This is a genomic window from Streptomyces sp. TLI_55, from assembly GCF_900206255.1.
Taxonomy (GTDB): domain Bacteria; phylum Actinomycetota; class Actinomycetes; order Streptomycetales; family Streptomycetaceae; genus Streptomyces; species Streptomyces aquilus.
Window position 1 is genome coordinate 7,742,227 of the sequence record NZ_OAOJ01000001.1, and the last position, 23,792, is coordinate 7,766,018.

The following is a 23,792-nucleotide window of genomic DNA, read 5'->3' on the forward strand; positions in this document are numbered from 1 at the left end:
CGGTACGGCGGACACGGGCGGGGACGGCACATGGGCGAGGCGATCAGCGAGGCGGAACTGGCCGCCTTCCACCAGGTCGTGGGCAAGCTGCGCGCCCTGCCCGTCGACGATCCGGTGCGGCTGCGCGCCGAGCAGGTCGCCGCCTCCTTCGCTCGCGACGGACGCCTGCGCCGCCGTAGGACACGGGGTACCGAGGTCTCGGCCGCCGACGCGGCGGCGATGGCCGCGACCGCGACGGGCGCCCCGGAGCGCCGCGAGGACGCCCCGCTGGCCCGGCCGGGGACCGCGGGCGTCTTCCGCAAGCCCCGTACCTGCTATGTCTGCAAGTCGCCCTATCGAGAGGTCGACTCCTTCTACCACCGGCTCTGCCCGTCCTGCGCCGCCGACAACACCGCCCGCCGCGCCCTGAGCACTGACCTCACCGGCCGACGCGCGCTGCTCACCGGCGGCCGTGTGAAGATCGGCTTCCAACTCGCCCTGATGATGCTGCGGGACGGCGCCGAGCTCCTGGTCACCTCCCGTTTCCCGCACGACACCCTGCGCCGCTTCCGGGCCGAGCCGGGCAGCGGGAAGTGGCTCGACCGGCTGACCGTGCTCGCCGTCGACCTCCGCGACCCCCGCCAAGTGCTCGGACTGTGCGAGGAGTTGCGGCAGGAGGGGCGGCCGCTGGACATCCTCGTCAACAACGCCGCCCAGACGGTCCGCAGACCGCCGGAGTCCTACGCGCTGCTCGCCGCCGGGGAGTACGACGCCCTGCCCGAAGGGGCCCGGCAGGCACCCGGGTTCACGCCGATGCGGATGCTGGAGAGCGGTGCCGCGTCCCTGCCCGTCGCCCTGCGCGAGGCCGACGAGGCCGGGCTGCTGCCCGACCCGTCCCCGGAGAACTCCTGGTCGGCCCGGCTCGGCGCGCTCGACCCGGCCGAGGTGCTGGAGACCCAGCTCGTCAACGCCCTCGCCCCGGCCCTGCTGTGCGACCGGCTGCTGCCGCTGCTGCTGGCCTCGCCGCAGCCGCGCCGGTACGTGGTCAACGTGACCGCCGTCGAGGGCCGCTTCGCCGTCCGCAACAAGATGGCGGGCCACCCGCACACCAACATGGCCAAGGCCGCCCTCAACATGCTCACCCGCACCAGCGCCGCCGAACTCGCCGGCCAGGGCGTGCACATGTGCGCCGTCGACACCGGCTGGATCACCGACGAGAACCCGGCACCGAAGAAGGCCCGCATGGCACAGGCTGGGTTCCGGACGCCACTGGACATCGTGGACGGGGCTGCCCGGGTGTACGACCCGATCGTGCGCGGGGAGGCGGGGGAGCCACTGTCCGGGGTGTTCCTCAAGGACTACCAGGAGGCGGAGTGGTGACCGAGGAGACGAGTGGTTTCGCCGGAGTGCCGTCCGTCGTACCGCGCCCGGCCGCCGAACTCGCCCCGCTGCTGGACTGGTTGAGAGCCGGGCGCCCCGCGGGGGAACGGCTGGACTTCCCGGCCGGTACCGCCCTGCCGGACGGGCGCCTCGACCTGTGCAAGCAGGAACTGGGCGCCGAGGGGGCGTCCTTGGTCGCCCAGGCGCTGGGACAGGGCCCGACTCCGGTACGGCATCTGCTGCTCGGGACCGACGGGCTGGGCGACACCGGGGCCGAGGCGGTGGCCGGGGCGAGTGCCGAGGTCGAGACGCTCTACCTCGGGTGCAACGGGATCACCGCGGGCGGCGCCTGCCGGATCGCCGACCAGCTGCGCGCCTCGCCGCAGGTCGTCACCGGGGTGTGGCTCAAACGCAACCCGCTCGGCTCCGGCGGGGGCCGCGCCGCGGCCGAACTCATCGAGTCGGCCCGGTCGTTGCGCACCCTCGACCTCGTCCAGACGGGCCTCGACGCGAGCGGCGCCCTGGTCCTCGCCGACGCGCTGCTGGCCGCCGCGGACAACGGGCGCCGCATCGAGCGGCTCTTCGTCGGCGGCAACCCGCTCGGCGAGGCGGGCGCGGAAGGGCTCGGCGCGGTGGTCGCCGCCGGGGCGATCGACGAACTGTACGTGTCCGCCGCCCGGTTGGGCGACACGGGCGCCGACCGGCTGGCCGACGCGCTGGAGCGGGCGCCGTACGGGCGGCTCACCCGGCTCGCCGTCGCCAGCAACGGCATCGGACCGCGGGCCGCCGCCCGGCTGGTGACGGCTGCCAAGGCGGCCGGGGTCACCCTGCTGGACCTCGGCCGGGTGCGTGCGGCGGCGGTCCTCGGCGCGGCGGACAATCACCTCGACCTGGCAGCCGCCGGCACCATCGCCGCCGCCCTGGCGGCCGAACGGCACCGCCTCACCCACCTCGTCCTCACCCACACCGGTATGCGCAGCCGCGAGGCCCACCGCCTCCTCGACACCGCGCCCCACGCCGTCACGGCCACCCGCTTCGTTCTCGGATCGGGCATCGCGGCGAGCGTCAAACGGCGTCTGGAGGCGCACAGCGCGCACGTACCGCGACCGGCGGTCCCGGCCGACGTGGCCGCCGTTCGCAGCGTGCACCGCACGGCCCCGCCCGAGGCCTGACACCTACTGTCTCCGCATCCCCATGAACACCTCCGTCCAGAACCGCTGCTGTTTCTCCGACGCCCCCACCAGATACGTCGCCCGCAGCTTGGCCGGCAGCAGCGCCACCAGCCGGGCCACCACCGCGCGGTGCTTCGTCAACTGCGACAACTCCGCGTTGGCGAGGATCTGGTGGACCACATCACTGTCGTTGCCGCCCTCCCCGGACTGCTCGGCGGCCCGCCGCAGCCTCGCCTCCCAGGCGTCGGCGTCCCGGGCGAGCTCCCGCAGCCCGGTGACCTCACGGCCCTTGAGCCGGTCGAGGAGCGCGGTGAGCGGCACCGGCGCGTACTCGCCGTCACCGAGATAGACCGTGCCCATCTCCAGTGGCAGCCCGCGCCGGTGCAGCTTGATGAGCCGCTCCAGGGTGCGCTTGGTGATCCAGGCGCGGCCGTCGTCGTCGATGTCGTGCTTCCACCACTCCAGGACCGTCTCGGCGTCCGCGCCGTAGCGGGCCAGCAGCCACTCGTTGGCCGGGATGTCCTCCGGTGCCACCTCCAGGGAGGCCGTGAAACGCGTCGCCTGCGCGATGTTGTTCCGCGACACGAGCAGCTTGCGGCCCAGATGGTACGGCGGGTTCTGCACCGCGATCTGGGCGCGCAGGTTCTCGATCCGCCGCCCGGCCAGCGACCACTCCTGGGTGATCTCCATGAGCTTGGCGAACGCGGCCTTGTCCTTGGGCCGGTTGTACTCGTCCCACACGATCGCCTTCGGCTCGGGACCGGTGAAGTGCGCGGCGAGGAGGTTGTCGAGGGTGCCGTCCGCAGACGGGATCGGTGCGCACAGGTCCTCGACGTTCGTCACCGGCAGCGAGAAGTACAGCGGCTCCCGGCCCAGGCCCGCCCGTACCGTCTCCCGCACCAGTTCCGTCTTGCCGCAGCCGGGCGGGCCCTGCAGCAGCACCGTCCAGCGGTTGCGCAGCGCCGCGCGCACGACCTGTCGTACCGGGTCGGGAATCGTGGACGGGTTGGCCACGCCCACCGCCTCTGCGATGCGGTCCAGGATCTCCCGTGTCCGGTTCTGCCCGGGCTTTCCGTCCGGGCCCGGCTCGGCGAGGCGCAGCCGGTCGCCGTCGACCAGCGGCAGGCCCCAGCGCAGCGGAAAACCCTCCTTCGCGTTGGCGAGGACATGGTCCAGCGTGCGCGGGGACAGCAGCTCCCGCAGGGCGGGGGAGAGGGACGCCCACAGCGAGAACACCGGACGCAGGTCCCACGGGCGGTACTTGGCCGCCAGATGCCGCCGCCACGACGTGTCGTTGGCCGTGATCCGCAGCGTGACCATACGGTCCAGGAGCGCCAGGTCACCGCGCCGGGACGACGTCTCCGACAGCGACTCGTTGTCGGTGAGGAAGACGCCGACGCAGCCGAGCGCCCGCAGATCGTGCTCGCCCAGCGTCCAGTTGCAGGCGATCTGCATCAGCTGCGACTGGATGGTGTCGCCCGCCTGCAGCGAGTCGTCGATGAGCAGCACGAACGGCTTGCCCGGCTTCAACTGGCTCATCACCAGCTGGCGCAGCACCAGTTCACCGGTGTGCGGATCGCGCACCGGCGCGTTGACGAGCAGGTCGTCCGGCGTCAGGTTCGCCGCCGGGACGTAGACCAGGCTCGTGCCGGGGTGGGCGCGGCCGATGTGCGCGAAGAACGTCGCCGTCTTGCCGATGCCGTGCTCGCCGAAGATCTGCCCCGTCTGCCCCATGTCGATCATCGCGTCGATGAAGGACTCGAGCCGCGAGACGGTCAACTGCTGTGTGTCCGTGGTCATGTGCCGTGATCCCCTGGGCCTTTACCGCGATCCGGTGGTGACGCGATGGCAGTCCATCGCCGGTGTGTGCGTCTCGGGCCACTCGCTGCCGCCCTCGGTGATCAGCCAGATCCATTTCTCCGGCTCGGCGGGCGTGATCGGTGGCGCGTATCCGTCGGTCAGCATCACGACAGCGTCCGGACTCACGTCGAAACGGCGTCCGTTCACCTCCGTGCGCCCCTCCACGTAGTCCGCGACCGCCTGGAAGCTGGTGCCGCCCCCGCCATAGACCCGCTCGCCGGGCCGGAAGGGCATCACCACGGCGTCGAAGGACAGCCAGTGCGCCTCCACGCCGTCGATGCGGCCCACCAGTTCGGTGAGCCAGCCGATCACGTGCTGCGGCATCGAACCCGACGTGTCGTATGCGATGACCAGCACCTTGTCCCGCACCGGGCCGCGCCGCGCCAGCATCGGGTCCTGGCCGAGGGCGGCGAGCAGCGCGCCCCGCTTCTTCGGGTAGACCAGCCGCTCGCCGTCGCGCAGCTTGGAGCCGAGCACGTCGACGAGCCAGCGCTGCCACCAGTCGACCGTACGCGTGCGCGTGGTCTCGCCGCGCAGCAGGCCCGCGCCCAGGTTTCCCCAGATCCGGGCGGCCCGCGCATTGCCGTCCTCGGTGCGGCCCATCAGGTCGAGCAGCTCCCGCTCCGCGCCCGCGTGCCCGCGCCGGGCCGCCAGCAGGGAGTTGAGCAGCGCGGACGACGTCACCGCGTCGACGGTCTCCTGGTCGGCGGGGACGAGGCCGCCCTGAAGATGCACGCACAGTCGGTGCTCCGGGACCGGCGGGCGGTGCATGCGCTTCAGCTCGCCGTACACCCGCATGTCCGTCTCGGTGAACGTCTCGTACGGGACGGGCTCCAGGTCGTGCGCCGTCAGGTCCGCCCGGTAGCGCTCGTACACCTGGCGCGGGTCGATGCCCGTCGGCCGGCCGTCCAGCAGCGGGAGTTCGGTCCTGCCGAGCCGGACCAGCGCAACATGGTTGATGGACACCTCGGCGGCCAGCTCGAAGACCGGGTCGTCCCGCAGCTCCGGGTCGGCGAACAGATGGCGGTGCACCAGATGGCGTGCCTCGTGGAACAGCACGAACTTGACGCCGTCCAGGCCGAGCCCGGTGAAGAAGCCCGGGTTGTAGAGCAGCAGACAGCTGCCGTCGCCGGACGCCACCACGGCCGCCGTGTCGATCGCGGTCGTCGGGATCTGGTGATGGCACTTGGCGTACAGCCAGGACGCCACCGCCGACTCCGTCAGCCCGAAGTCCAGCAGCGCGGCCTCCTTGAGCCGCCGCGCCTGAGCCACGACCTCCGGATCGGCCGGGCGGTACGCCTCCAGCGCCCGCCGGTCGGCCAGGTCCACCACCGGGGGACGCCGCCCCCGCTCCCCGTACGCCATGTCCCGCCCCCCGAAATGCGTTTCCCCCGTGGCTCATTGGTACCAGGGCCCACTGACATCGGGCCAAGGCATTACGATCGGGCGCCAAGGGCGGGGTCGTAGCGCAGAGGCAGGCGCATCGGTCTCCAAAACTGAAGCACGCTGGTTCGAATCCAGCCGCCCCGCCCCCCTGCCCGTTACGCGATGGCGCCCGCCGTGACGATCAGTTCCGGGGCGTTCCCGTGGAACGTCTCCGTCAGCTGCGCCAGCACCGCCCACGCGTCCTCACGGTCGCCCAAGTGCTCCTGGACCAAGGGCCGCAAGGTGTCCTCGGCCTCCGCCAGTCGCGCCGGGAACAGAAGGTGACCCAGCGACAGCACTTCGAGGACCCGCAGCGCCGGGCCGTCGGAGGCCACGTAGTCGGCGGGGCCCTCGAACACGCCCGCCTGGCGCAGCCGGTGGGTGAACTTCGGGTGCGTGCCGAAACCGGCCCGCACCGACGGCGGGCAGTCGGGGCGGACGGAGAGCGCCCAGCGGGCGTAACCGGGCAGCGGACGCTCGCGGTCCGCCGCGCCGACCGTCTCCCAGTCGGCGCGGGTCAGCACCATCGACGCGGCGGTGCGCGCCTCGCTCCAGGCGCCGGCCTCGCGCAAGGCGCCGACGAGGCCGTGGCGGACGTAGGCCTCGGGAACCTCGGGTTCCTGCCCGGGCAGGGCCGCGTGGACCGGTAGCGGATCGACGCGACCGAGGGTGAACGGCACCCCGCGCGCGATGGCGCGGCGCAGGCCCGCGTCGGTCGGGATGTGCCGCCACAGCACGGCGTTGAGCTGCGGGTCGTCGTTCTCCAGGATCCACAGCGCGACGGAGGCCTCGAGATTGCGGGCCCAGGTCCACGCGCGCGTGACCCGGCCCCGGGCCTGCGCGGGGCTCTCGGGCTCCGGCAGGCCGGTCCGGGCCCGGACCCGTACGGCGATCTCCTCGTCGACGAGGCCGAGCAGGAACCCGACCGCCCGCTCCGCCCTGGTGTTCTCTCGCATGGCGGCATGATGCCGCTGGTCGGGGTCGTACCGCACCGGAAAATCGGCGGACCCCGGCTGTGGTCAGCCCGCCGCGCGTGCCGCCATGCGCGCCTTGCGCGCCGCCAGCTTCTCGTCGAACTTCAGGGCCTCCGCGTCCAGGCCGCCCATGAACATGCCGAGCTCGTCCTGGGCCTGCTGACCCTCGGGGCCCAGGCCGTCGATCTCCATGACCTTCAGGTGCCGCAGGACCGGCTGGAGGACGTCGTCGTGGTGGATGCGCATGTTGTAGACCTCGCCGATGGCCATCTGCGCGGCGAAGCGCTCGAAGCCGGGCATGCCGTGGCCGGGCATCCGGAAGTTCACGACCACGTCCCGGACCGCCTGCATGGTCAGGTCGGGCGCGAGCTCGAACGCCGCCTTCAGGAGGTTGCGGTAGAAGACCATGTGGAGGTTCTCGTCGGTCGCGATGCGCGCCAGCATGCGGTCGCAGACCGGGTCGCCGGACTGGTGACCGGTGTTGCGGTGCGAGATGCGGGTCGCGAGTTCCTGGAAGGCGACGTAGGCGACCGAGTGCAGCATCGAGTGGCGGTTGTCGGACTCGAAGCCCTCCGACATGTGCTGCATGCGGAACGCTTCCAGCTTGTCCGGGTCCACCGCGCGCGAGGCGAGCAGGTAGTCGCGCATCACGATGCCGTGCCGGCCCTCCTCGGCGGTCCAGCGGTGCACCCAGGTGCCCCAGGCGCCGTCGCGGCCGAACAGGGAGGCGATCTCGTGGTGGTAGCTGGGGAGGTTGTCCTCGGTGAGGAGGTTCACCACGAGCGCGATGCGGCCGATCTCGGTGACCTTCGACTGCTCCTTGTCCCAGGCCTCGCCGTCCTCGAAGAAGCCGGGGAAGTTACGGGCGTCGCTCCACGGCACGTACTCGTGCGGCATCCAGTCCTTGGCGACCTTCAGATGCCGGTTGAGCTCGGTCTCGACGACTTCCTCCAGGGCGTACAGCAGCTTGGCGTCGGTCCAGACGGCGGGGCTGCCGAGGTGCGGGGAAGTGATCGTCACGGGAACTCCAGGGGGACGCATAACAAAGCGGGGGAGAGTCGGGTAACCGGCGAGCGGTTCCCCAACCTACGTGAGCGTAGGCTACGAACCCGTAGGTTACGAAGACGTAGGTTAAGCCTGACGTAAAGATCCCTGATCAGCCTGTGTTCCCAGCGTGTTTCGGGGCATATGCGTCAGCCCCAGGACCGCAGGTCCCGGGGCTGGACGGATGTTCCGCTCACTCGTCAGGCGTACAGCTCCCGGACGCGGACCGAGAGGCATGTCACACATCCCTCGAGCTTCTCGAACTCGCTGATGTCGACGACGACCGGGTCGTGGCCGAGGTCGGCCAGCAGATCGATGGTCTTCGGCGCGCTTGCCGAGATCAGCAGCTTGTGACCGCCGAGCAGCACGACGTGACCGCCGGCCTCCTCCGGCACCGACAGGAAGCGCGGGAACAGGGACGGCCGGTCCACCTTCGGGATGTTCCCGATGACCGTCCCGTCGGGCAGCGCCGTCACGGCCGACTTCAGGTGCAGCACCTTGCTCACGGGTACGGCGACGACCCGTGCGCCGAGCGGTTCGAAGGCGGCCCGCAGCTGCTGGACGCCCGCCGCGTTGGTACGGCCGCCACGGCCCACGTAGATGGTGTCGCCGACCTTGAGGACGTCACCGCCGTCCAGGGTGCCCGGCTCCCAGATCCAGTTCACCGAGCAGCCCAGCGAGGCCACGGCCTCCTCGACCCCGGCGGTCTCCTCGCGCCGTGACTCGGCGCCGGGCCGGGTGATCAGGGCGACGTTCTTGTACATGACGACCGTGTCCTCGACGAACACCGAGTCCGGGCAGTCGTCGGCCGGGTCCACCTCGATCGTCTCCCAGCCGTGTGCGCGCAGGGCCTCGGCGTACGCCTCCCACTGCTCGACCGCGAGGTCGACGTCGACCTTCTCGCGCTCGATGTGCGTCACCAGGCCTTCGGCGAGGCGCGGGCTGGGGCGGCGGATGAGGGCCTTCTTGCTGGGCACGAGGAACTCCGTAACGGCGGCAGGTGGCGGCGCCCCGAAAAAAGCGGCACCGGTCCGCCATCATGCAGGGCGGGCCCGCGCACACAAAACCCCCGTTGCCAGGCTGTGGCCCTCCTGAGATACGCGGCAGTAACCACGGCGCCGGCGACCTCCACCTCCGTGGGGCCGCCGGCGCCGTGCCGTTGCGGCCGGCCCTCGTGCCTAGTCGTCGACCTCAGCGACGGCCTCCGCCGTCGTCTCCCGGAGTTCGCCGTCCAGCAGCAGCCACCGCGTGATGCCGATCGACTCCAGGAACGGCAGGTCGTGGCTGGCCACGATCAGCGCCCCCTCGTACGACTCCAGCGCGGACGTCAGCTGGCGCACGCTCGCCATGTCGAGGTTGTTCGTCGGCTCGTCCAGCATCAACAGCTGCGGGGCCGGCTCGGCCAGCATCAGCGCCGCCAGGGTCGCCCGGAAACGCTCACCGCCGGACAGCGTCGCCGCCTTCTGGTCGGCGCGGGCGCCCCGGAACAGAAAGCGGGCCAGCCGCGCCCGGACCCGGTTGTTGGTGGCGGCCGGCGCGAACCGGGCCACGTTCTCGGCGACCGACAGCTCGTCGTCGAGGACGTCGAGCCGCTGGGGCAGGAACCGCAGCGGCACATGCGCGTGCGCCTCGCCCGCCACCGGTGCCAGCTCCCCGGCGATCGTCCGCAGCAGCGTCGTCTTGCCCGCGCCGTTGCGGCCGATCAGCGCGACCCGCTCGGGACCGCGCAGGTCGAAACCGCCCTTCACGCGCGCGCCGTAGGCCAGCTCCAGATCCATGAGGGTCAGCACGTCACGACCCGGCGGCACGGCCGTGTACGGCAGGTCGACGCGGATCACGTCGTCGTCCCGTACGGCCTCCACCGCCTCGTCGAGCCGCTCCTTGGCCTCGGCGAGCTTCCCCTCGTGCATGATGCGGTGCTTGCCCGCGGAGACCTGCGCCGAGCGCCTCTTCAGTTTCATCACCGCCCTGGGTTCACGCTTGTTGTCGTACATCTTGTTGGCGTACCGCGTGCGCTGCGCCAACTTGGAGTGGGCCTCGACGAGTTCACGCTTCTGCCGTTTCAGATCGGCCTCCGCGACCCGCACCATCCGCTCCGCCGCATCCTGTTCGGTGGCGAGGGACTCCTCGTAGGCGGAGAAGTTGCCGCCGTACCAGGTGACCTCGCCGGAGTGCAGATCGGCGATCTGGTCGACGAGTTCGAGCAGTTCACGGTCGTGGCTGACGATGACCATGACCCCGGACCAGGACGCGACGGCCGCGTACAGGCGCCTGCGGGCGTACAGGTCGAGGTTGTTGGTCGGTTCGTCCAGGAGCAGCACGTCGGGACGGCGCAGCAGCAGCGCGGCCAGCCGCAACAGCACCGACTCGCCGCCGGAGATCTCGCCGACCGTGCGGTCCAACCCGATGTGGCCGAGGCCGAGTTCGCCGAGGGTGGCCAGGGCGCGCTCCTCCGCGTCCCAGCCGTCGCCGACGGTCTCGAAATGCGCCTCGGACACGTCGCCCGCCTCGATGGCGTGCAGCGCGGCCCGCTGGGCGGCGATGCCGAGCACCTCGTCGACCCGCAGGGTGGTGTCGAGCGTGACGTTCTGCGGCAGATGGCCGACCTCACCGGCGACCCGCACGGTGCCGTCGGCCGGGGTGAGTTCACCGGCGATCAACTTCAACAGGGTGGATTTACCGGACCCGTTGACGCCGACGAGGCCGGTGCGGCCGGGGCCGAAGGCGATGTCGAGGTCCTCGAAGACGGAGGTGCCGTCGGGCCAGGAGAAGGCAAGGGAGGTACAGGTGAGGGAAGCGGACATACAGGCCTCGCGGTTGCTTGATGCGGTCAGGGGCAAACGCGTATCGAGAACACCTGCGACCACAGGGAGGCTCCGCGGGCAGAAGAGGGGTATGAGAAAAGCCCTGCACCGGAAGGACGGCTCGAACGCCGAGGTCGCACGCGGCGCACACACCTCAGGTGTGTGACGCGGTGTCTCATGACCTCAGAGGAGCAACGTCCTTCTCCGATCGACGGCAGCAGAAGCGTTGTCCACGGTAGGCAGCGGCGCCGAGACCGTCAATCGAATTAACGTGAAGCCCGATCTGGAGGAGGCCCCCGTGCCCGACGGCTCGCTGTCCCTGCCCGCCCGGCTCTACCTGCTGGCCTGGGACACCACGCGCGACGAACTCACCGACACGACCCACGTCGATCACCTCGTGCGGGCCGGCGCCCTCACCGAACTGGCCCGGCGCGGTCTCCTCCTCGACGACGACGGCATCGCCACCCCGGCCGACCTGGACTCCGACACCGGGGACGCCGTGCTCGACGGGCTGCTGGAACTCGTACGGGAGTCCCGGCCGCACCACTGGCACAGCTGGGTGCCGCTGCACGCGCGCGTGACGCTCGACGCGGTACGGGAGCAACTGGCCGCCGACGGGTACCTCCGCGCGGAGAAGCGGCGGGCCCTCGGGGTGTTCCCGACCGTCGAGTACGCCCTGGAGCGCGTCGCCGTCGTGGACGCGCTGCGCGCGGAGGCCCGGCGGATCCTCGAAGGCCCGGTGCCGGTCGCGGAGGTCTCCGACCGGGACGCGGCCGTCGTCACCCTGGCCGCTGCGGCCGAACTGCGCACCCTGATGAGTCGGGACGAGCGCGGCCGGTACAAGGACCGCCTGGCGGACCTGGCCGAGCGCAGCGGGGCTGCGGGGCCGGTGACGCGGAAGGCGGGGGAGGAGCTGAGGGCCGCGCTGACGCGGGCGGCCGCGCCGGCGGGAGCCTGAGAGGTGGGGCGGGCAGCTGTCACGTCCGGGCTGGGCCGGGGGCGGCAGCCGTCACGTTGATGTCGATTTCCTGCCAGCCCCGGCCCGCCCCCGCTGCTTGAGTGAACGCATGACCAAGCAGACCTCCCTCCGCGACCGCGCCCTCGCCTTCCACGCCCTGCACGTCCCCGGACGCCCGCTGATCCTGCCCAACGCCTGGGACACCGCGAGCGCCCGGATCATCGAGCACGCCGGAGCCGCGGCCGTCGCCACCACCAGCGCCGGGCTCGCGTGGGGCCTCGGTGCGGCGGACGGCGACCGGGTGGACCGGGACCGGGTCCTGGGCGTCGTCGCGGACATCGCCGCCGCCGTGGACGTCCCCGTCAGCGCGGACGTCGAGAGCGGCTACGCCGCCGACCCGGAAGGAGTCGCCGACACGATCCGCGCGGTCCTCGCGGCGGGCGCGGTCGGCGTGAACATCGAGGACGCGTTGTACGGGGAGGGCGCGGGACCGCTGCGGGACGTCGCCGAGCAGGCCGAGCGGATCGCCGCCGCCCGCGCCGCCGCCGACGCGGCGGACGTGCCGCTGTTCGTCAACGCCCGGATCGACACGTTCCTGCGCGGGGCGGGGGGAGTGGACCTGACGCTGGAGCGGGCCGCCGCCTTCCGGGCCGCGGGCGCCGACGGGATCTTCGTCCCCGGGGCCGTCGACCCGGGGATCGTGAAGGAGCTCGTCGACGGCGTCGACGGCCCTGTGAACGTCATGGTGGGTCCCGGCGCCCCACCGGTCGCGGACCTGGCGGCGCTCGGCGTCGCGCGCGTGAGCGCGGGCGCGGGCATCCCCATGGCCGTGCACGCCCTGGTGCACCGCGCCGCGCGGGAGCTGCTGGACGCGGGCACGTACGACTCGCTGGCCGACGGATTCGACTACGGCGAGCTCAACGCGCTGCTGGGCGGGGGCCGTCAGCGGTAGGTCAGCAGGCGTCCCGCATCAGCTCGGCCAGCTGCTGGTCCAGGTCGAGCTGGAGATGCTCCAGACCGACGGGCACCAGCTCGGCCGTCGCCTCCAGGAAACGCCGCACCTCGCCCGAGCGGACGTGCACCACGGCAGTGCCCTCGGGGGCGTGGAACTCCAGCACCGTGCGGTCGTACCCGTACGGCCGCACGCGTACGTCGCCATGGCCCTCCGGGGCCGTCATGCCCGCGGCGAGGAGTTCGCGGGAGAACGTCCAGCAGACGTCCACGCCCTCCAGGGTGGCCGGGGCCGGGAAGGTCATCCGGACGGCGAACGGGTCGCGCCGGTCGTAGTGCAGTGTGGCGGGAATGCTCGGCATCCGCGGCGCGGCGGCGACGAGGCGGGCCTCTACGGGCTGCTCGATGACGGTGGACAACGCCTTGCTCCCTTGTGACGACTGAACGGACGGCTGGACGGACGGCTGAGACGGCCGGACCGACCTCCGGGCGGACGGGGCCGGACACTGGAAGAGACGTCGGAACGGGCCCATCCGTGCACACCGGAATCGAGTGACCTCGGTCACCGCGTTTCATGCACGGGAGTGACGCAGTCGACCTGCCGTGCCACGAAGGGCACTTGTGACGCCCAGGACCCCATCTGGACGCCCACGCGCGCGTGGGCTAGCTTCGCCCGCCATGAGGCGCTTGGGGAACACGCGACGGACGAGACGTACGAGCCGCACGATGCGAGCCGGTACCCGGATGGCCGCGGGGGTGGCCTGCGCGGCGGCGCTGGCCGCCCTGACGGCCGTACCCGCGCAGGCGCGCGGACCGGAGCACCGGGCGCCGCACTGGGAGCTGAAGGACAGCGGCACTCCCGACGTACGGTTCCGGGGCCTGTCCGCCGTCAGCCGGACGACCGCGTGGGTGTCCGGCACCCAGGGGACCGTGCTGCGCACCACGGACGGCGGCGCGACCTGGCGGAACGTATCTCCGCCCGGGGCCGACGAACTGCAGTTCCGGGACATCGAGGCCTTCGACGCACGGCGGGCCGTCGTCCTGGCGATCGGCGAGGGCGAGGCGTCCAGGGTCTACCGCACCGAGGACGGCGGGGCCACCTGGACCGAGTCCTTCCGCAACACCGACGCGCGGGCCTTCTACGACTGCCTCACCTTCCTCGACCACAGGCACGGGCTGGCGATGAGCGACCCTGTGGACGGGAAGTTCCGCATCCTGTCGACGAACGACGGCGGCCGCTCCTGGAAGGTGCTCCCCAGCGACGGCATGCCGCCCGCGCTGGAGGGCGAGGCCGGGTTCGCTGCGAGCGGCCAGTGCCTCGTCTCCTCCGGTCCGAAGGACGTCTGGCTCGCCACCGGAGGCGCGGCACACGCGCGCGTGCTCCACTCGTCCGACCGCGGCCTGACCTGGACGGCCACCGACACCCCGATCCCGGCCGGGGACCCCGCCAAGGGCGTCTTCGCCCTCGCCTTCCGCGACCGCACGCACGGTCTCGCGGTCGGCGGCGACTACCGCGCGGACCAGGCCTCCCCGCAGGCGGGCGCGGTGACCGGGGACGGCGGCCGCACCTGGCGGCCCGCGGCCACCTCGCCGCCCGCCTACCGCTCCGGCGTCGCCTGGCTCCCGCACAGCCGCACCGCGGCCCTCGCCGTCGGCCCCACGGGCACCGACCTCACGACCGACGGCGGCCGCACCTGGCGCACGGTCGACACCGGCTCGTACGACACCGTGGACTGCACCCCCGACCTGGGCTGCTGGGCGGCCGGCGAGAAGGGGCGGGTGGCCCGGCTGGAGAGCTGAGCGCGGATGTGGGTACCCGGTCGCCTAGCGCGAAAGGAGAGCCCCATGCCACGCGGTTCGAGCCCGAAGAGGGAACGCCAGTACGAGCACATCAAGAAGAGCGCCCAGGACCGGGGGGAGAGCACCGGACGGGCCGAGGAGATCGCCGCGCGCACGGTCAACAAGGAACGCGCCCGCTCCGGCGAGTCCAAGACCGCGAGCCGTACCTCCACGCAGGACATGTCGTCCGGCAAGCGGGGCGGCCAGCGGTCCGGCAAGGGTGCGCAGGGCCCGACCTACGACCAGCTCTACGAGGAGGCCAAGCGGCGCAACATCAGCGGCCGTTCGGACATGAACAAGAGCCAGCTGAAGCAGGCGCTGGGCCAGAAGGGCTGACCGGAGCCCGTAGGGAAGTGCGTACGCTCGTCGACATCATGACGACCGTACGCATTCCCGCGGGCTGGCCCGCGACCGAGGACGAAGCCCACGCCGTGCAGGACGAGTTGCGGACGAAAGTGGTGCTCGACGACCCCGGCCCAGCACCCGGAACCGGCCGGGTGACGGGCGTCGACGTGGCCTACGACGACGAGCGGGACGTCGTCGCGGCCGCGGCGGTCGTCCTGGACGCGGCGACCCTGGAGGTCGTCGCGGAGTGCACGGCGGTCGGCCGCGTCTCCTTCCCCTACGTCCCCGGCCTGCTCGCCTTCCGCGAGATCCCCACAGTCCTGGCGGCCTTGCAGGCCCTGCCCTGCCCACCCGGCCTGATCGTCTGCGACGGCTACGGCCTCGCCCACCCCCGCCGCTTCGGCCTCGCCAGCCACCTGGGCGTCCTCACGGACCTCCCCACGATCGGCGTCGCGAAGAACCCTTTCACCTTCACGTACGACGACCCGGCCGCCCCGCGCGGCAGCACCAGCCCGCTCCTGGCGGGCACGGAGGAGGTCGGCCGCGCCGTCCGCACCCGCGACTCGGTCAAGCCGGTCTTCGTCTCCGTGGGCCACCGCGTCACCCTCGACAACGCCTGCGCCCACACCCTCTCCCTGACCCCCGAATACCGCCTCCCGGAAACGACCCGCCGCGCGGACGCCCTGTGCCGCAGGGCGCTGAAGGAGGCGACGGCCTGAGACGCACGCGCGTGGAGGCCGTTTCCTCGCTGAGACGCACGCGCGCGTGGCGGCCCTACTCGGCTCCTGAGTACGTGAACTGAGTATCTGTACGGATGTGGCGCGTCGGCGTGATCGGCAGGCTGTGCCGCATGACGACGCACCGTATGCCCCGCCGGCGCTCCCCGAAGCCCCTCGCCGACCCCAACCGGCCCGTCGAGCGGGCGGTGATGGCCGCGCTCGTCCTGGCCGTGCTCGCGGGGCTCGCCTGGATCTGCGGGATGATCTACACGGTCGCCACCTGGCCGCTGTAGGGCGCGCCCGGCAATGCGCTTGTGGGGCGTCTCAGCGGCGCACTAGCTTGCCGAGGGTGGATCTCTTCTCGCAGACGTGGGCGGCGCTGCGCAAGGCCGTCGCGGAACTTCCGGACCAGGACTTCGAGAAGCCGTCCGGCTGTGCCGGCTGGCTGGTGCGGGACCTCGTGTGCCATCTGGTGATCGACGCGCAGGACGTGCTGATCACCCTCGTCACCCCCGCCGACACCGAGCCCACCGCCGACGCCGTCACCTACTGGCACGTCGCCGACGAGCCGCCCACCGGGGACGACCCGCTCGACGCACTGATCGTCCGGCTCGCCGCCGCCTACCAGGAGCCGCATCTGCTCAGGTTCCACCTGGACGACGTCGGTTCCGCCGCCGGGCGCGCGGCCGGACTCGCCGACCCCGCCGCCCTGGTGAGCACCCAGGACATGGTCCTCACCGCGGGGGACTATCTCGGCGCCTACGTCCTGGAGTGGACGCTGCACCACCTCGACCTGATCGCCCACCTCCCGGACGCGGCGGCACCGCCGAGCGCGGGACTGGCCAGGTCCCGCGCGCTGCTGGAGCAGATCGCCGGCGCCGCGTTCCCCGCCTCGTTCACCGACACGGACGCCCTGCTCGTCGGTACCGGACGCCGCCCGCCGACGGACGCCGAACGCGCCGAACTGGGCGAGCTGGACAAGAAGCTGCCGCTGATCCTGGGCTGAGCCGCCGCTACCTGCTCTTCGCCACCCGGAACACGATCCCCGCCGCCCGCAGCCGCTCGATCAGCGCGTCGCCCATGGCGACGGCCGTCGTGACCTGCCCGGCCGTCGTCGGAAGGTCGTCGAAGGCGAGGCAGAGGGCCGCCTCGGCGAACATCTTCGCCGTCTCGTCGTACCCCGGGTCGCCGCCCGCGACCTCCGTGAACACCTGCCGGCCGCCGCCCTCGCCCACGAAGCGCACCGAGAACCAGCTCTTCGCCCGCTTCTCCGCGCTCGGCCCGTCCCCGGGCCTGACGCGGCCCGACAGCCAGCGCCGCGCGGGCGGCACTTGGGCCGCCGCGAACAGCGCGCCCACCGCGGCGACCCCGCCCACCGCCACCGGCAGCCGGCGCACGGCCGCGTAGTGGCGGTAGCGGAAGTCGGGACCGTAACGCTCCAGCGCCCTGGCCGACCGGCCCACGATCTGCGCGTCGATCGTCGGCAACGGCAGCGCCCAGGCGCCGATCTCCCCGGCGAACCGCGGCGCGCCGTTCGGCGTCGTCGCCCGGCGCCCCACCAGACGCGGCTCGTGGCGTCCCCGGTCCCGCGCGGCGGCCAGCATCTGCCGCCCGCGCGCGAACTGGTTCAGCGCCGAGGCGAACGTACCGCCCGAGAACATCGCGTCGGCCTGCACGAACCCGTCCACCCGCAGCGGCACCCCCTCCGGCAGCTGCCGCACCGTGAAGTACGCGCCCAGGTCGTGCGGCACCGAGTCGAAGCCGCACGCGTGCACCAGCCGCGCCCCGGTCTCCCGCGCGCGGGCGTCATGGCGGACGTACATCAGGTCCACGAACTCCGGCTCACCGGTGAGGTCGAGATAGTCCGCCCCCGTCTCCGCGCAGGCGGCGACCAGCTCCTCGCCGTACGTCACGTAGGGGCCCACCGTCGAGGCCACCACGCGCGCGTGCTCGGCGAGCGCCCGCAGCGAGGCCGGGTCGGCCACGTCGGCTTGCAGCACCCCGATCTCCGAGCCGCCCGGCAGCCGCTCCCGCAGCGCCCGGAGCTTCTCCTCGCTGCGTCCGGCGACGGCCCAGCGCAGTCCCTCGGGCGCGTGGGCGGCGAGGTACTCCGCGGTGAGCGTCCCCACGAAACCGGTGGCTCCGAAGAGCACGATGTCGTACGGACGGTCCGTTCTGTTCAGCCTGCTCATGACACCTCTCGTCCGCCGGCACGCCGTTGTCGGTGGCCGAGGCTAGCGTGACAGCAGAAAGGCACGGACGGTGACCCGTCGGTAAATTGGCTAAGCGCTTGCTCGTTCGGGTCTTGTGTCCCGCGGAGCGGCTTCTTAGCATCGCTGGTGTTACATCAGTTGTGTCACGCCCGGCAGGGCTGGACCGCATGGGGGCTGGATGACCACGGCAACGACGCCAGGGCAGGGCCCGCTGACCGGCGTGCGCGTACTCGAGCTCGCCGGCATCGGGCCGGGCCCGTTCGCCGCCATGCTCCTCGCCGACCTCGGCGCCGACGTGGTGCGCGTCGACCGGCCCGGCGGACCCGGCCTCGCGATCGACCCGGCGTACGACGTCACCAACCGCAACAAGCGCTCGGTGATCGTCGACCTCAAGGCCCCGGACGGCGCCGCCCGCGTCCTCGATCTCGCCGCGCACGCCGACATCCTCGTCGAGGGCTACCGCCCCGGCGTCGCCGAACGCCTCGGTGTCGGCCCGGAGGCCTGCCACGCCCGCAACCCCCGGCTGGTCTACGGCCGGATGACCGGCTGGGGCCAGGACGGACCCCTCGCCCAGCGCGCCGGGCACGACATCGCGTACATCGCCCTCACCGGCACCCTCGGCATGATCGGCGACCCCGACGCAGCCCCGGCCGTCCCCGCCAACCTCCTCGGCGACTACGCGGGCGGCTCCCTCTACCTCGTCGTCGGCGTCCTCGCCGCCCTGCACCACGCGCGCGTGACCGGCGTCGGCCAGGTCGTGGACGCGGCCATCGTGGACGGCACCTCCCACCTCGCCGCGATGATCCACGGCATGGTCGCGGCGGGCGGCTGGCAGGACCGGCGCGGCGCCAACCTCCTGGACGGCGGCTGCCCGTACTACGGCACCTACGAGACCGCCGACGGCCGGTACATGGCCGTCGGCGCCCTGGAGCCGCAGTTCTACGACGAGTTCGTCCGCGTCCTCGGCATCCCCGAGTACGCCGAGGCGCGCAAGGACTGGACCCGCTGGGGCGAGCTGCGCGAGGCCGTCGCCGCCCGCTTCAGGTCCCGCACCCGGGACGAGTGGACGGCCGCCTTCGACGGCACCGACGCCTGCGTGGCGCCCGTCCTGTCGCTGGCCGAGGCCCCGCACCACCCGCACCTCGCCGCCCGCGGCACCTTCACCGACCACGGCGGCCTCACCCAGCCCGCCCCCGCGCCCCGCTTCTCGGCAACCCCGACGGCGGTACGGACCGGCCCGGCGACGCCCGGCGCCGACGCCGCGGACGTGGCCCGCGACTGGGACGTACCGGACCTGATCAAGGACCCGAGCCGGTGAAGGGCCGCGAACCGCTCAGGCCCCGGCACCCGGTGAAGGGCCGCGAACCGATCGGGCCCCGGCATCCGATGAAGGTGCAGAAGCCCATGAACGGCCAGGAACCCATGAAAGGCCCCGACGCGGAATGAAACGGCAGATCTTCACCCCCGAGCACGACGCGTTCCGCGACACCGTGCGCGCCTTCCTCGACCGTGAGGTGCTGCCGCACTACGCGCAGTGGGAGAAGGACGGCATCGTCTCCCGCGAGGCCTGGCGCGCGGCAGGCAAGCAGGGCCTGCTCGGACTCGCCGTGCCCGAGGAGTACGGCGGTGGCGGCACCCCCGACTTCCGCTACGCCGCCGTGCTCGCCGAGGAGTTCACGCGCGCGGGCGCCCCCGGCCTCGCCCTGGGCCTGCACAACGACATCATCGGCCCGTACCTGACCGGCCTGGCCACGGAGGAGCAGCGTCGCCGCTGGCTGCCGGGCTTCTGCGACGGCTCGCTGATCACCGCCATCGCCATGACCGAACCCGGCGCGGGCTCCGACCTCCAGGGCATCCGCACGCACGCGGAGGACCGCGGCGACCACTGGGTGCTCAACGGCTCCAAGACCTTCATCTCCAACGGCATCCTCGCCGACCTGGTGATCGTCGTCGCGAAGACGACGCCGGAGGGCGGCGCCCACGGTCTGTCGCTGCTGGTCGTCGAGCGCGGCATGGACGGCTTCGAGCGCGGCCGCAACCTCGACAAGATCGGCCAGAAGGCGCAGGACACGGCCGAGCTGTTCTTCCACGACGTGCGCGTGCCCAAGGAGAACCTCCTGGGCGAGCTCAACGGCGCGTTCCTCCACCTGATGACCAACCTCGCCCAGGAGCGCCTGAGCATCGCCGTCGCCGCGATCGCCGCCGCCGAGCACCTCCTGGAGATCACCACGCAGTACGTCAAGGAACGCGAGGCCTTCGGCCGGCCGCTCGCCACCAAGCAGCACATCCGGTTCGAGATAGCCGAGATGGCCACGGAGTGCGCCGTCACCCGCACGTTCCTCGACCGTTGCATCGAGGATCACTCGAACGGGGAGCTCGACGCGGTCCACGCCTCCATGGCCAAGTGGTGGGCGACCGAGCTGCAGAAGCGGGTCGCCGACCGGTGCCTGCAACTGCACGGCGGCTACGGCTACATGAGCGAATATCCGGTCGCCCGGGCCTTCACCGACGGCCGCATCCAGACCATCTACGGCGGCACGACCGAGATCATGAAGGAGATCATCGGACGTTCCCTGCTGAGCTGACCCCTGGGACCCTCACCCTCGACCCACCCTCGAAAGGCCTCCCTGTGAGCACCGAAGCGTACGTGTACGACGCGATCCGCACCCCGCGCGGACGCGGCAAGGCGAACGGCGCCCTGCACGGCACCAAGCCCATCGACCTGGTCGTCGGACTCATCCACGAGATCCGCGCCCGCTTCCCCGGCCTCGACCCGGCCGCGATCGACGACATCGTCCTCGGCGTGGTCGGCCCGGTCGGCGACCAGGGCTCCGACATCGCCCGCATCGCCGCCATCGCGGCCGGACTGCCGGACACGGTCGCGGGCGTCCAGGAGAACCGCTTCTGTGCCTCGGGACTGGAGGCCGTCAACCTGGCCGCCGCCAAGGTCCGCTCCGGCTGGGAGGACCTCGTCCTCGCGGGCGGCGTCGAGTCCATGTCCCGGGTGCCGATGGCCTCCGACGGCGGCGCCTGGTTCAACGACCCGATGACCAACCTCGCCGTGAACTTCGTGCCCCAGGGCATCGGCGCCGACCTCATCGCCACCATCGAGGGCTTCTCCCGCCGGGACGTCGACGAGTACGCGGCGCTGTCCCAGGAGCGCGCGGCGACGGCCTGGAAGGAGGGCCGCTTCGAGCGGTCCGTCGTCCCGGTCAAGGACCGCGCGGGGCTGACCGTCCTCGACCACGACGAGCATCTGCGCCCCGGCACCACCGCCGACTCCCTCGCGGGGCTCAAGCCGTCCTTCGCGGACATCGGCGAACTGGGCGGCTTCGACGCGGTGGCCCTCCAGAAGTACCACTGGGTCGAGAAGATCGACCACGTCCACCACGCGGGCAACTCCTCCGGCATCGTCGACGGCGCCTCCCTGGTCGCCATCGGCTCCAAGGAGGTAGGCGACCGCTACGGCCTCACCCCGCGCGCGCGGATCATCTCCGCGGCGGTCTCCGGCTCCGAGCCGACCATCATGCTCACCGGCCCCGCCCCGGCGACCCGCAAGGCCCTCGCCAAGGCCGGGCTGACCATCGACGACATCGACCTCGTCGAGATCAACGAGGCCTTCGCGGCCGTCGTCCTGCGCTTCGTGAAGGACATGGGCCTGTCCCTGGACAAGGTCAACGTCAACGGCGGCGCCATCGCCCTCGGCCACCCGCTCGGCGCGACCGGCGCCATGATCCTCGGCTCGCTCATCGACGAACTCGAGCGCCAGGACAAGCGGTACGGCCTCGCCACCCTCTGCGTGGGCGGCGGCATGGGCATCGCCACCATCGTCGAGCGCATCTGACCCCCCTCCCGACGGACACGACGGATCACACGGAGCACCTCCACATGAGCACTCAGTCCACGACCATCCGCTGGGAGCAGGACCGCGACGGCGTCGTCACGCTCGTCCTCGACGACCCCGACCAGTCCGCGAACACCATGAACCAGGCGTTCCGCGACTCCCTCGCGCACGTCACCGACCGCCTGGAGGCCGAGAAGGACTCCATCCGCGGCATCATCATCACCTCCGCCAAGAAGACCTTCTTCGCGGGCGGCGACCTGCGCGACCTCATCCGGGTCACCCCGGAGACCGCACAGGAGCTGTTCGACGGCGGCCTCGCCATCAAGCGCAACCTCCGCCGCATCGAGACCCTCGGCAAGCCGGTCGTCGCCGCGATGAACGGCGCGGCCCTCGGCGGCGGCTTCGAGATCGCCCTCGCCTGCCACCACCGCGTCGCCCTCGACGCGCCGGGCTCCAAGATCGGCTGCCCCGAGGTCACCCTGGGCCTGCTGCCGGGCGGCGGCGGTGTGGCCCGCACGGTCCGCCTGCTCGGCATCACCGACGCCCTGCTGAAGGTGCTGCTCCAGGGCACCCAGTACAGCCCGCGGCGCGCCCTGGACAACGGCCTGGTCCACGAAGTGGCCGCCACCCAGGAGGAGATGCTGGCCAAGGCGCGCGCCTTCATCGAGGCCAACCCGGAGTCGCAGCAGCCCTGGGACAAGCCCGGCTACCGCATCCCCGGCGGCACTCCGGCCAACCCCAAGTTCGCGGCCAACCTGCCCGCCTTCCCGGCCAACCTGCGCAAGCAGACAGGCGGCGCGCCCTACCCGGCCCCGCGCAACATCCTCGCCGCGGCGGTCGAGGGCGCCCAGGTCGACTTCGAGACCGCGCAGGTCATCGAGGCCCGGTACTTCGTCGAGCTGGCCGCCGGGCAGACCTCGAAGAACATGATCCAGGCGTTCTTCTTCGACCTCCAGGCCGTCAACTCCGGCGCCAACCGCCCCAAGGGCATCGAGCCGCGCCAGGTGACCAAGGTCGCCGTTCTCGGCGCCGGGATGATGGGCGCGGGCATCGCGTACTCGTGCGCCCGCGCGGGCATCGACGTCGTCCTGAAGGACGTGTCCGCGGAGGCGGCGGCCAAGGGCAAGGCCTACTCCGAGAAGCTGTGCGCGAAGGCCGTGAGCAGGGGCCGTACGACCCAGGAGCAGGCCGACGTGCTGCTGGCCCGCATCACGCCCACGGCCGACCCGCAGGACGTCGCCGGGTGCGACGCGGTGATCGAGGCCGTCTTCGAGAACCCCGAGCTCAAGCACAAGGTCTTCCAGGAGATCCAGCAGATCGTCGCCCCGGGCGCCCTGCTGTGCTCCAACACCTCCACCCTCCCGATCACCGCCCTGGCCGAGGGCGTGGAGCGCCAGGCCGACTTCATCGGGCTGCACTTCTTCTCGCCGGTCGACAAGATGCCGCTCGTCGAGATCATCAAGGGCGAGCGGACGGGGGAGGAGGCGCTGGCCCGCGCCTTCGACCTGGTCCGGCAGATCAAGAAGACGCCGATCGTCGTCAACGACTCGCGCGGCTTCTTCACCTCGCGCGTGATCGGCCACTTCATCAACGAGGGCGTCGCGATGGTCGGCGAGGGCATCGAGCCCGCGTCGGTCGAGCAGGCGGCGGCCCAGGCGGGCTACCCCGCCAAGGTCCTGTCCCTGATGGACGAACTGACGCTCACGCTCCCGCGCAAGATCCGCAACGAGTCCAAGCGGGCCGTCGAGGAGGCGGGCGGCACCTGGCCGACGCACCCCGCGGAGGCCGTCATCGACCGTATGGTCGACGAGTTCGACCGCCCGGGACGCAGCGGCGGCGCGGGCTTCTACGACTACGACGACAGCGGCAAGCGCGTCGGCCTGTGGCCGGGCCTGCGCGAGCACTTCACCCGCGAGGGCGCCGAGATCCCCTTCCGGGACATGCAGGAACGCATGCTCTTCTCCGAGGCACTCGACACCGTGAAGCTCCTGGAGGAGGGCGTTCTGACCTCGGTCGCCGACGCCAACATCGGCTCCGTCTTCGGCATCGGCTTCCCGGGCTGGACCGGCGGCGTGCTCCAGTACATCAACGGCTACGAGGGCGGCCTGCCCGGCTTCGTGGCCCGCGCGCGCGAGCTGGCCGAGCGGTACGGCGACCGGTTCACGCCGCCGGCGCTGCTGGTGGAGAAGGCGGAGAAGGGGGAGACGTTCACGGACGCGCGGTGATGTACCGCTGAGCGACACGACCCGCTTGCCCCTCGGTGGGGACGGTGCCCTGCGACCAGG

At 72.1% G+C, this 23,792-nt stretch carries 21 protein-coding genes and 1 tRNA gene; 14 read left to right on the forward strand and 8 right to left on the reverse strand.

The window, feature by feature from the left end; all coding sequences use genetic code 11:
- Positions 1-30 precede the first annotated feature (30 nt).
- Together CRP56_RS35385 and CRP56_RS35390 are read left to right on the forward strand one after the other, a co-directional pair.
- Positions 31-1,359 (forward strand): SDR family NAD(P)-dependent oxidoreductase, encoded by a 1,329-nt coding sequence (locus CRP56_RS35385; RefSeq protein WP_097271022.1) that lies wholly within the window; start codon positions 31-33, stop codon positions 1,357-1,359.
- The gene (locus CRP56_RS35390; protein ID WP_097274756.1) at positions 1,356-2,531 is read left to right on the forward strand and encodes a ribonuclease inhibitor; all 1,176 of its coding nucleotides are present in this window, start codon (positions 1,356-1,358) and stop codon (positions 2,529-2,531) included. Before CRP56_RS35385 ends, CRP56_RS35390 begins: the two co-directional genes overlap by 4 nt.
- A gap of 3 nt (positions 2,532-2,534) precedes the next feature.
- On the opposite strand, the gene CRP56_RS35395 is transcribed toward CRP56_RS35390, so the two are convergent.
- Both CRP56_RS35395 and CRP56_RS35400 read right to left on the reverse strand, forming a co-directional pair.
- Entirely contained in the window at positions 2,535-4,331 is a 1,797-nt protein-coding gene (locus tag CRP56_RS35395) for an AAA family ATPase (protein ID WP_097271024.1), read from the reverse strand.
- Positions 4,332-4,352: 21 nt separating this feature from the next.
- Entirely contained in the window at positions 4,353-5,756 is a 1,404-nt protein-coding gene (locus CRP56_RS35400) for a vWA domain-containing protein (RefSeq protein ID WP_097271026.1), read from the reverse strand.
- 90 nt (positions 5,757-5,846) lie between these two features.
- Here CRP56_RS35400 and CRP56_RS35405 point away from each other — a divergent pair.
- Positions 5,847-5,922 (forward strand) — tRNA-Trp (locus tag CRP56_RS35405).
- A gap of 10 nt (positions 5,923-5,932) precedes the next feature.
- Here the strand turns inward: CRP56_RS35405 and CRP56_RS35410 are convergent.
- The 4 genes from CRP56_RS35410 to CRP56_RS35425 all read right to left on the reverse strand — a co-directional run bounded on the left by CRP56_RS35410 (position 5,933) and on the right by CRP56_RS35425 (position 10,638).
- Positions 5,933-6,772, reverse strand: a complete 840-nt coding sequence (locus CRP56_RS35410; RefSeq protein ID WP_097274758.1) for a hypothetical protein — start codon at positions 6,770-6,772, stop codon at positions 5,933-5,935.
- A 63-nt stretch (positions 6,773-6,835) separates the two neighbouring features.
- Complete coding sequence (locus tag CRP56_RS35415; RefSeq protein WP_097271028.1) at positions 6,836-7,810, reverse strand: acyl-ACP desaturase; 975 nt, start codon at positions 7,808-7,810, stop codon at positions 6,836-6,838.
- Positions 7,811-8,034: 224 nt separating this feature from the next.
- A complete protein-coding gene (gene ddaH, locus CRP56_RS35420; protein WP_097271030.1) occupies positions 8,035-8,811 on the reverse strand; it encodes a dimethylargininase in 777 nt (258 codons plus the stop codon).
- Positions 8,812-9,012: 201 nt separating this feature from the next.
- Positions 9,013-10,638, reverse strand: a complete 1,626-nt coding sequence (locus tag CRP56_RS35425) for an ABC-F family ATP-binding cassette domain-containing protein (RefSeq protein WP_097271032.1) — start codon at positions 10,636-10,638, stop codon at positions 9,013-9,015.
- A gap of 298 nt (positions 10,639-10,936) precedes the next feature.
- On the opposite strand from CRP56_RS35425, the gene CRP56_RS35430 reads away from it, so the two are divergent.
- On the forward strand, positions 10,937-11,596 hold the full coding sequence (locus CRP56_RS35430) for a GOLPH3/VPS74 family protein (protein WP_097274760.1): 660 nt from the start codon (positions 10,937-10,939) through the stop codon (positions 11,594-11,596).
- A gap of 109 nt (positions 11,597-11,705) precedes the next feature.
- The gene (locus CRP56_RS35435; RefSeq protein ID WP_097271033.1) at positions 11,706-12,548 is read left to right on the forward strand and encodes an isocitrate lyase/PEP mutase family protein; all 843 of its coding nucleotides are present in this window, start codon (positions 11,706-11,708) and stop codon (positions 12,546-12,548) included.
- Position 12,549: 1 nt separating this feature from the next.
- On the opposite strand, the gene CRP56_RS35440 is transcribed toward CRP56_RS35435, so the two are convergent.
- The gene (locus CRP56_RS35440) at positions 12,550-12,966 is read right to left on the reverse strand and encodes an SsgA family sporulation/cell division regulator (protein WP_097271035.1); all 417 of its coding nucleotides are present in this window, start codon (positions 12,964-12,966) and stop codon (positions 12,550-12,552) included.
- Positions 12,967-13,291: 325 nt separating this feature from the next.
- Between CRP56_RS35440 and CRP56_RS35445 the strand changes: the two genes are divergently transcribed.
- From CRP56_RS35445 to CRP56_RS35465, 5 genes are all read left to right on the forward strand, one after another.
- Positions 13,292-14,347, forward strand: coding sequence for a WD40/YVTN/BNR-like repeat-containing protein (locus CRP56_RS35445; RefSeq protein WP_097271037.1), 1,056 nt, complete (start codon positions 13,292-13,294; stop codon positions 14,345-14,347).
- 45 nt (positions 14,348-14,392) lie between these two features.
- On the forward strand, positions 14,393-14,722 hold the full coding sequence (locus CRP56_RS35450; RefSeq protein ID WP_097271039.1) for a plasmid stabilization protein: 330 nt from the start codon (positions 14,393-14,395) through the stop codon (positions 14,720-14,722).
- Between the two features lie 38 nt (positions 14,723-14,760).
- Positions 14,761-15,450 (forward strand): endonuclease V, encoded by a 690-nt coding sequence (locus CRP56_RS35455; protein WP_097274762.1) that lies wholly within the window; start codon positions 14,761-14,763, stop codon positions 15,448-15,450.
- A 131-nt stretch (positions 15,451-15,581) separates the two neighbouring features.
- Positions 15,582-15,743, forward strand: coding sequence for a morphogenic membrane protein MmpA (gene mmpA, locus CRP56_RS35460; protein ID WP_179851196.1), 162 nt, complete (start codon positions 15,582-15,584; stop codon positions 15,741-15,743).
- A 56-nt stretch (positions 15,744-15,799) separates the two neighbouring features.
- The gene (locus CRP56_RS35465) at positions 15,800-16,456 is read left to right on the forward strand and encodes a maleylpyruvate isomerase N-terminal domain-containing protein (protein ID WP_097271041.1); all 657 of its coding nucleotides are present in this window, start codon (positions 15,800-15,802) and stop codon (positions 16,454-16,456) included.
- A 7-nt stretch (positions 16,457-16,463) separates the two neighbouring features.
- Here the strand turns inward: CRP56_RS35465 and CRP56_RS35470 are convergent, their stop codons facing one another.
- On the reverse strand, positions 16,464-17,642 hold the full coding sequence (locus CRP56_RS35470) for a saccharopine dehydrogenase family protein (protein WP_097271043.1): 1,179 nt from the start codon (positions 17,640-17,642) through the stop codon (positions 16,464-16,466).
- A 199-nt stretch (positions 17,643-17,841) separates the two neighbouring features.
- Here CRP56_RS35470 and CRP56_RS35475 point away from each other — a divergent pair, with 199 nt between their 5' ends.
- The 4 genes from CRP56_RS35475 (at position 17,842) to CRP56_RS35490 (ending at position 23,732) form a co-directional block, all read left to right on the forward strand.
- Positions 17,842-18,981 carry a CaiB/BaiF CoA transferase family protein gene (locus tag CRP56_RS35475; protein WP_097271045.1) on the forward strand — a complete coding sequence of 380 codons (1,140 nt, stop codon included), beginning with the start codon at positions 17,842-17,844 and terminating at the stop codon, positions 18,979-18,981.
- 124 nt (positions 18,982-19,105) lie between these two features.
- Entirely contained in the window at positions 19,106-20,248 is a 1,143-nt protein-coding gene (locus CRP56_RS35480; protein ID WP_097271047.1) for an acyl-CoA dehydrogenase family protein, read from the forward strand.
- A 44-nt stretch (positions 20,249-20,292) separates the two neighbouring features.
- Positions 20,293-21,507 carry an acetyl-CoA C-acetyltransferase gene (locus tag CRP56_RS35485; protein ID WP_097271049.1) on the forward strand — a complete coding sequence of 405 codons (1,215 nt, stop codon included), beginning with the start codon at positions 20,293-20,295 and terminating at the stop codon, positions 21,505-21,507.
- Positions 21,508-21,551: 44 nt separating this feature from the next.
- On the forward strand, positions 21,552-23,732 hold the full coding sequence (locus tag CRP56_RS35490) for a 3-hydroxyacyl-CoA dehydrogenase NAD-binding domain-containing protein (RefSeq protein ID WP_097271051.1): 2,181 nt from the start codon (positions 21,552-21,554) through the stop codon (positions 23,730-23,732).
- Positions 23,733-23,792: the final 60 nt, after the last annotated feature.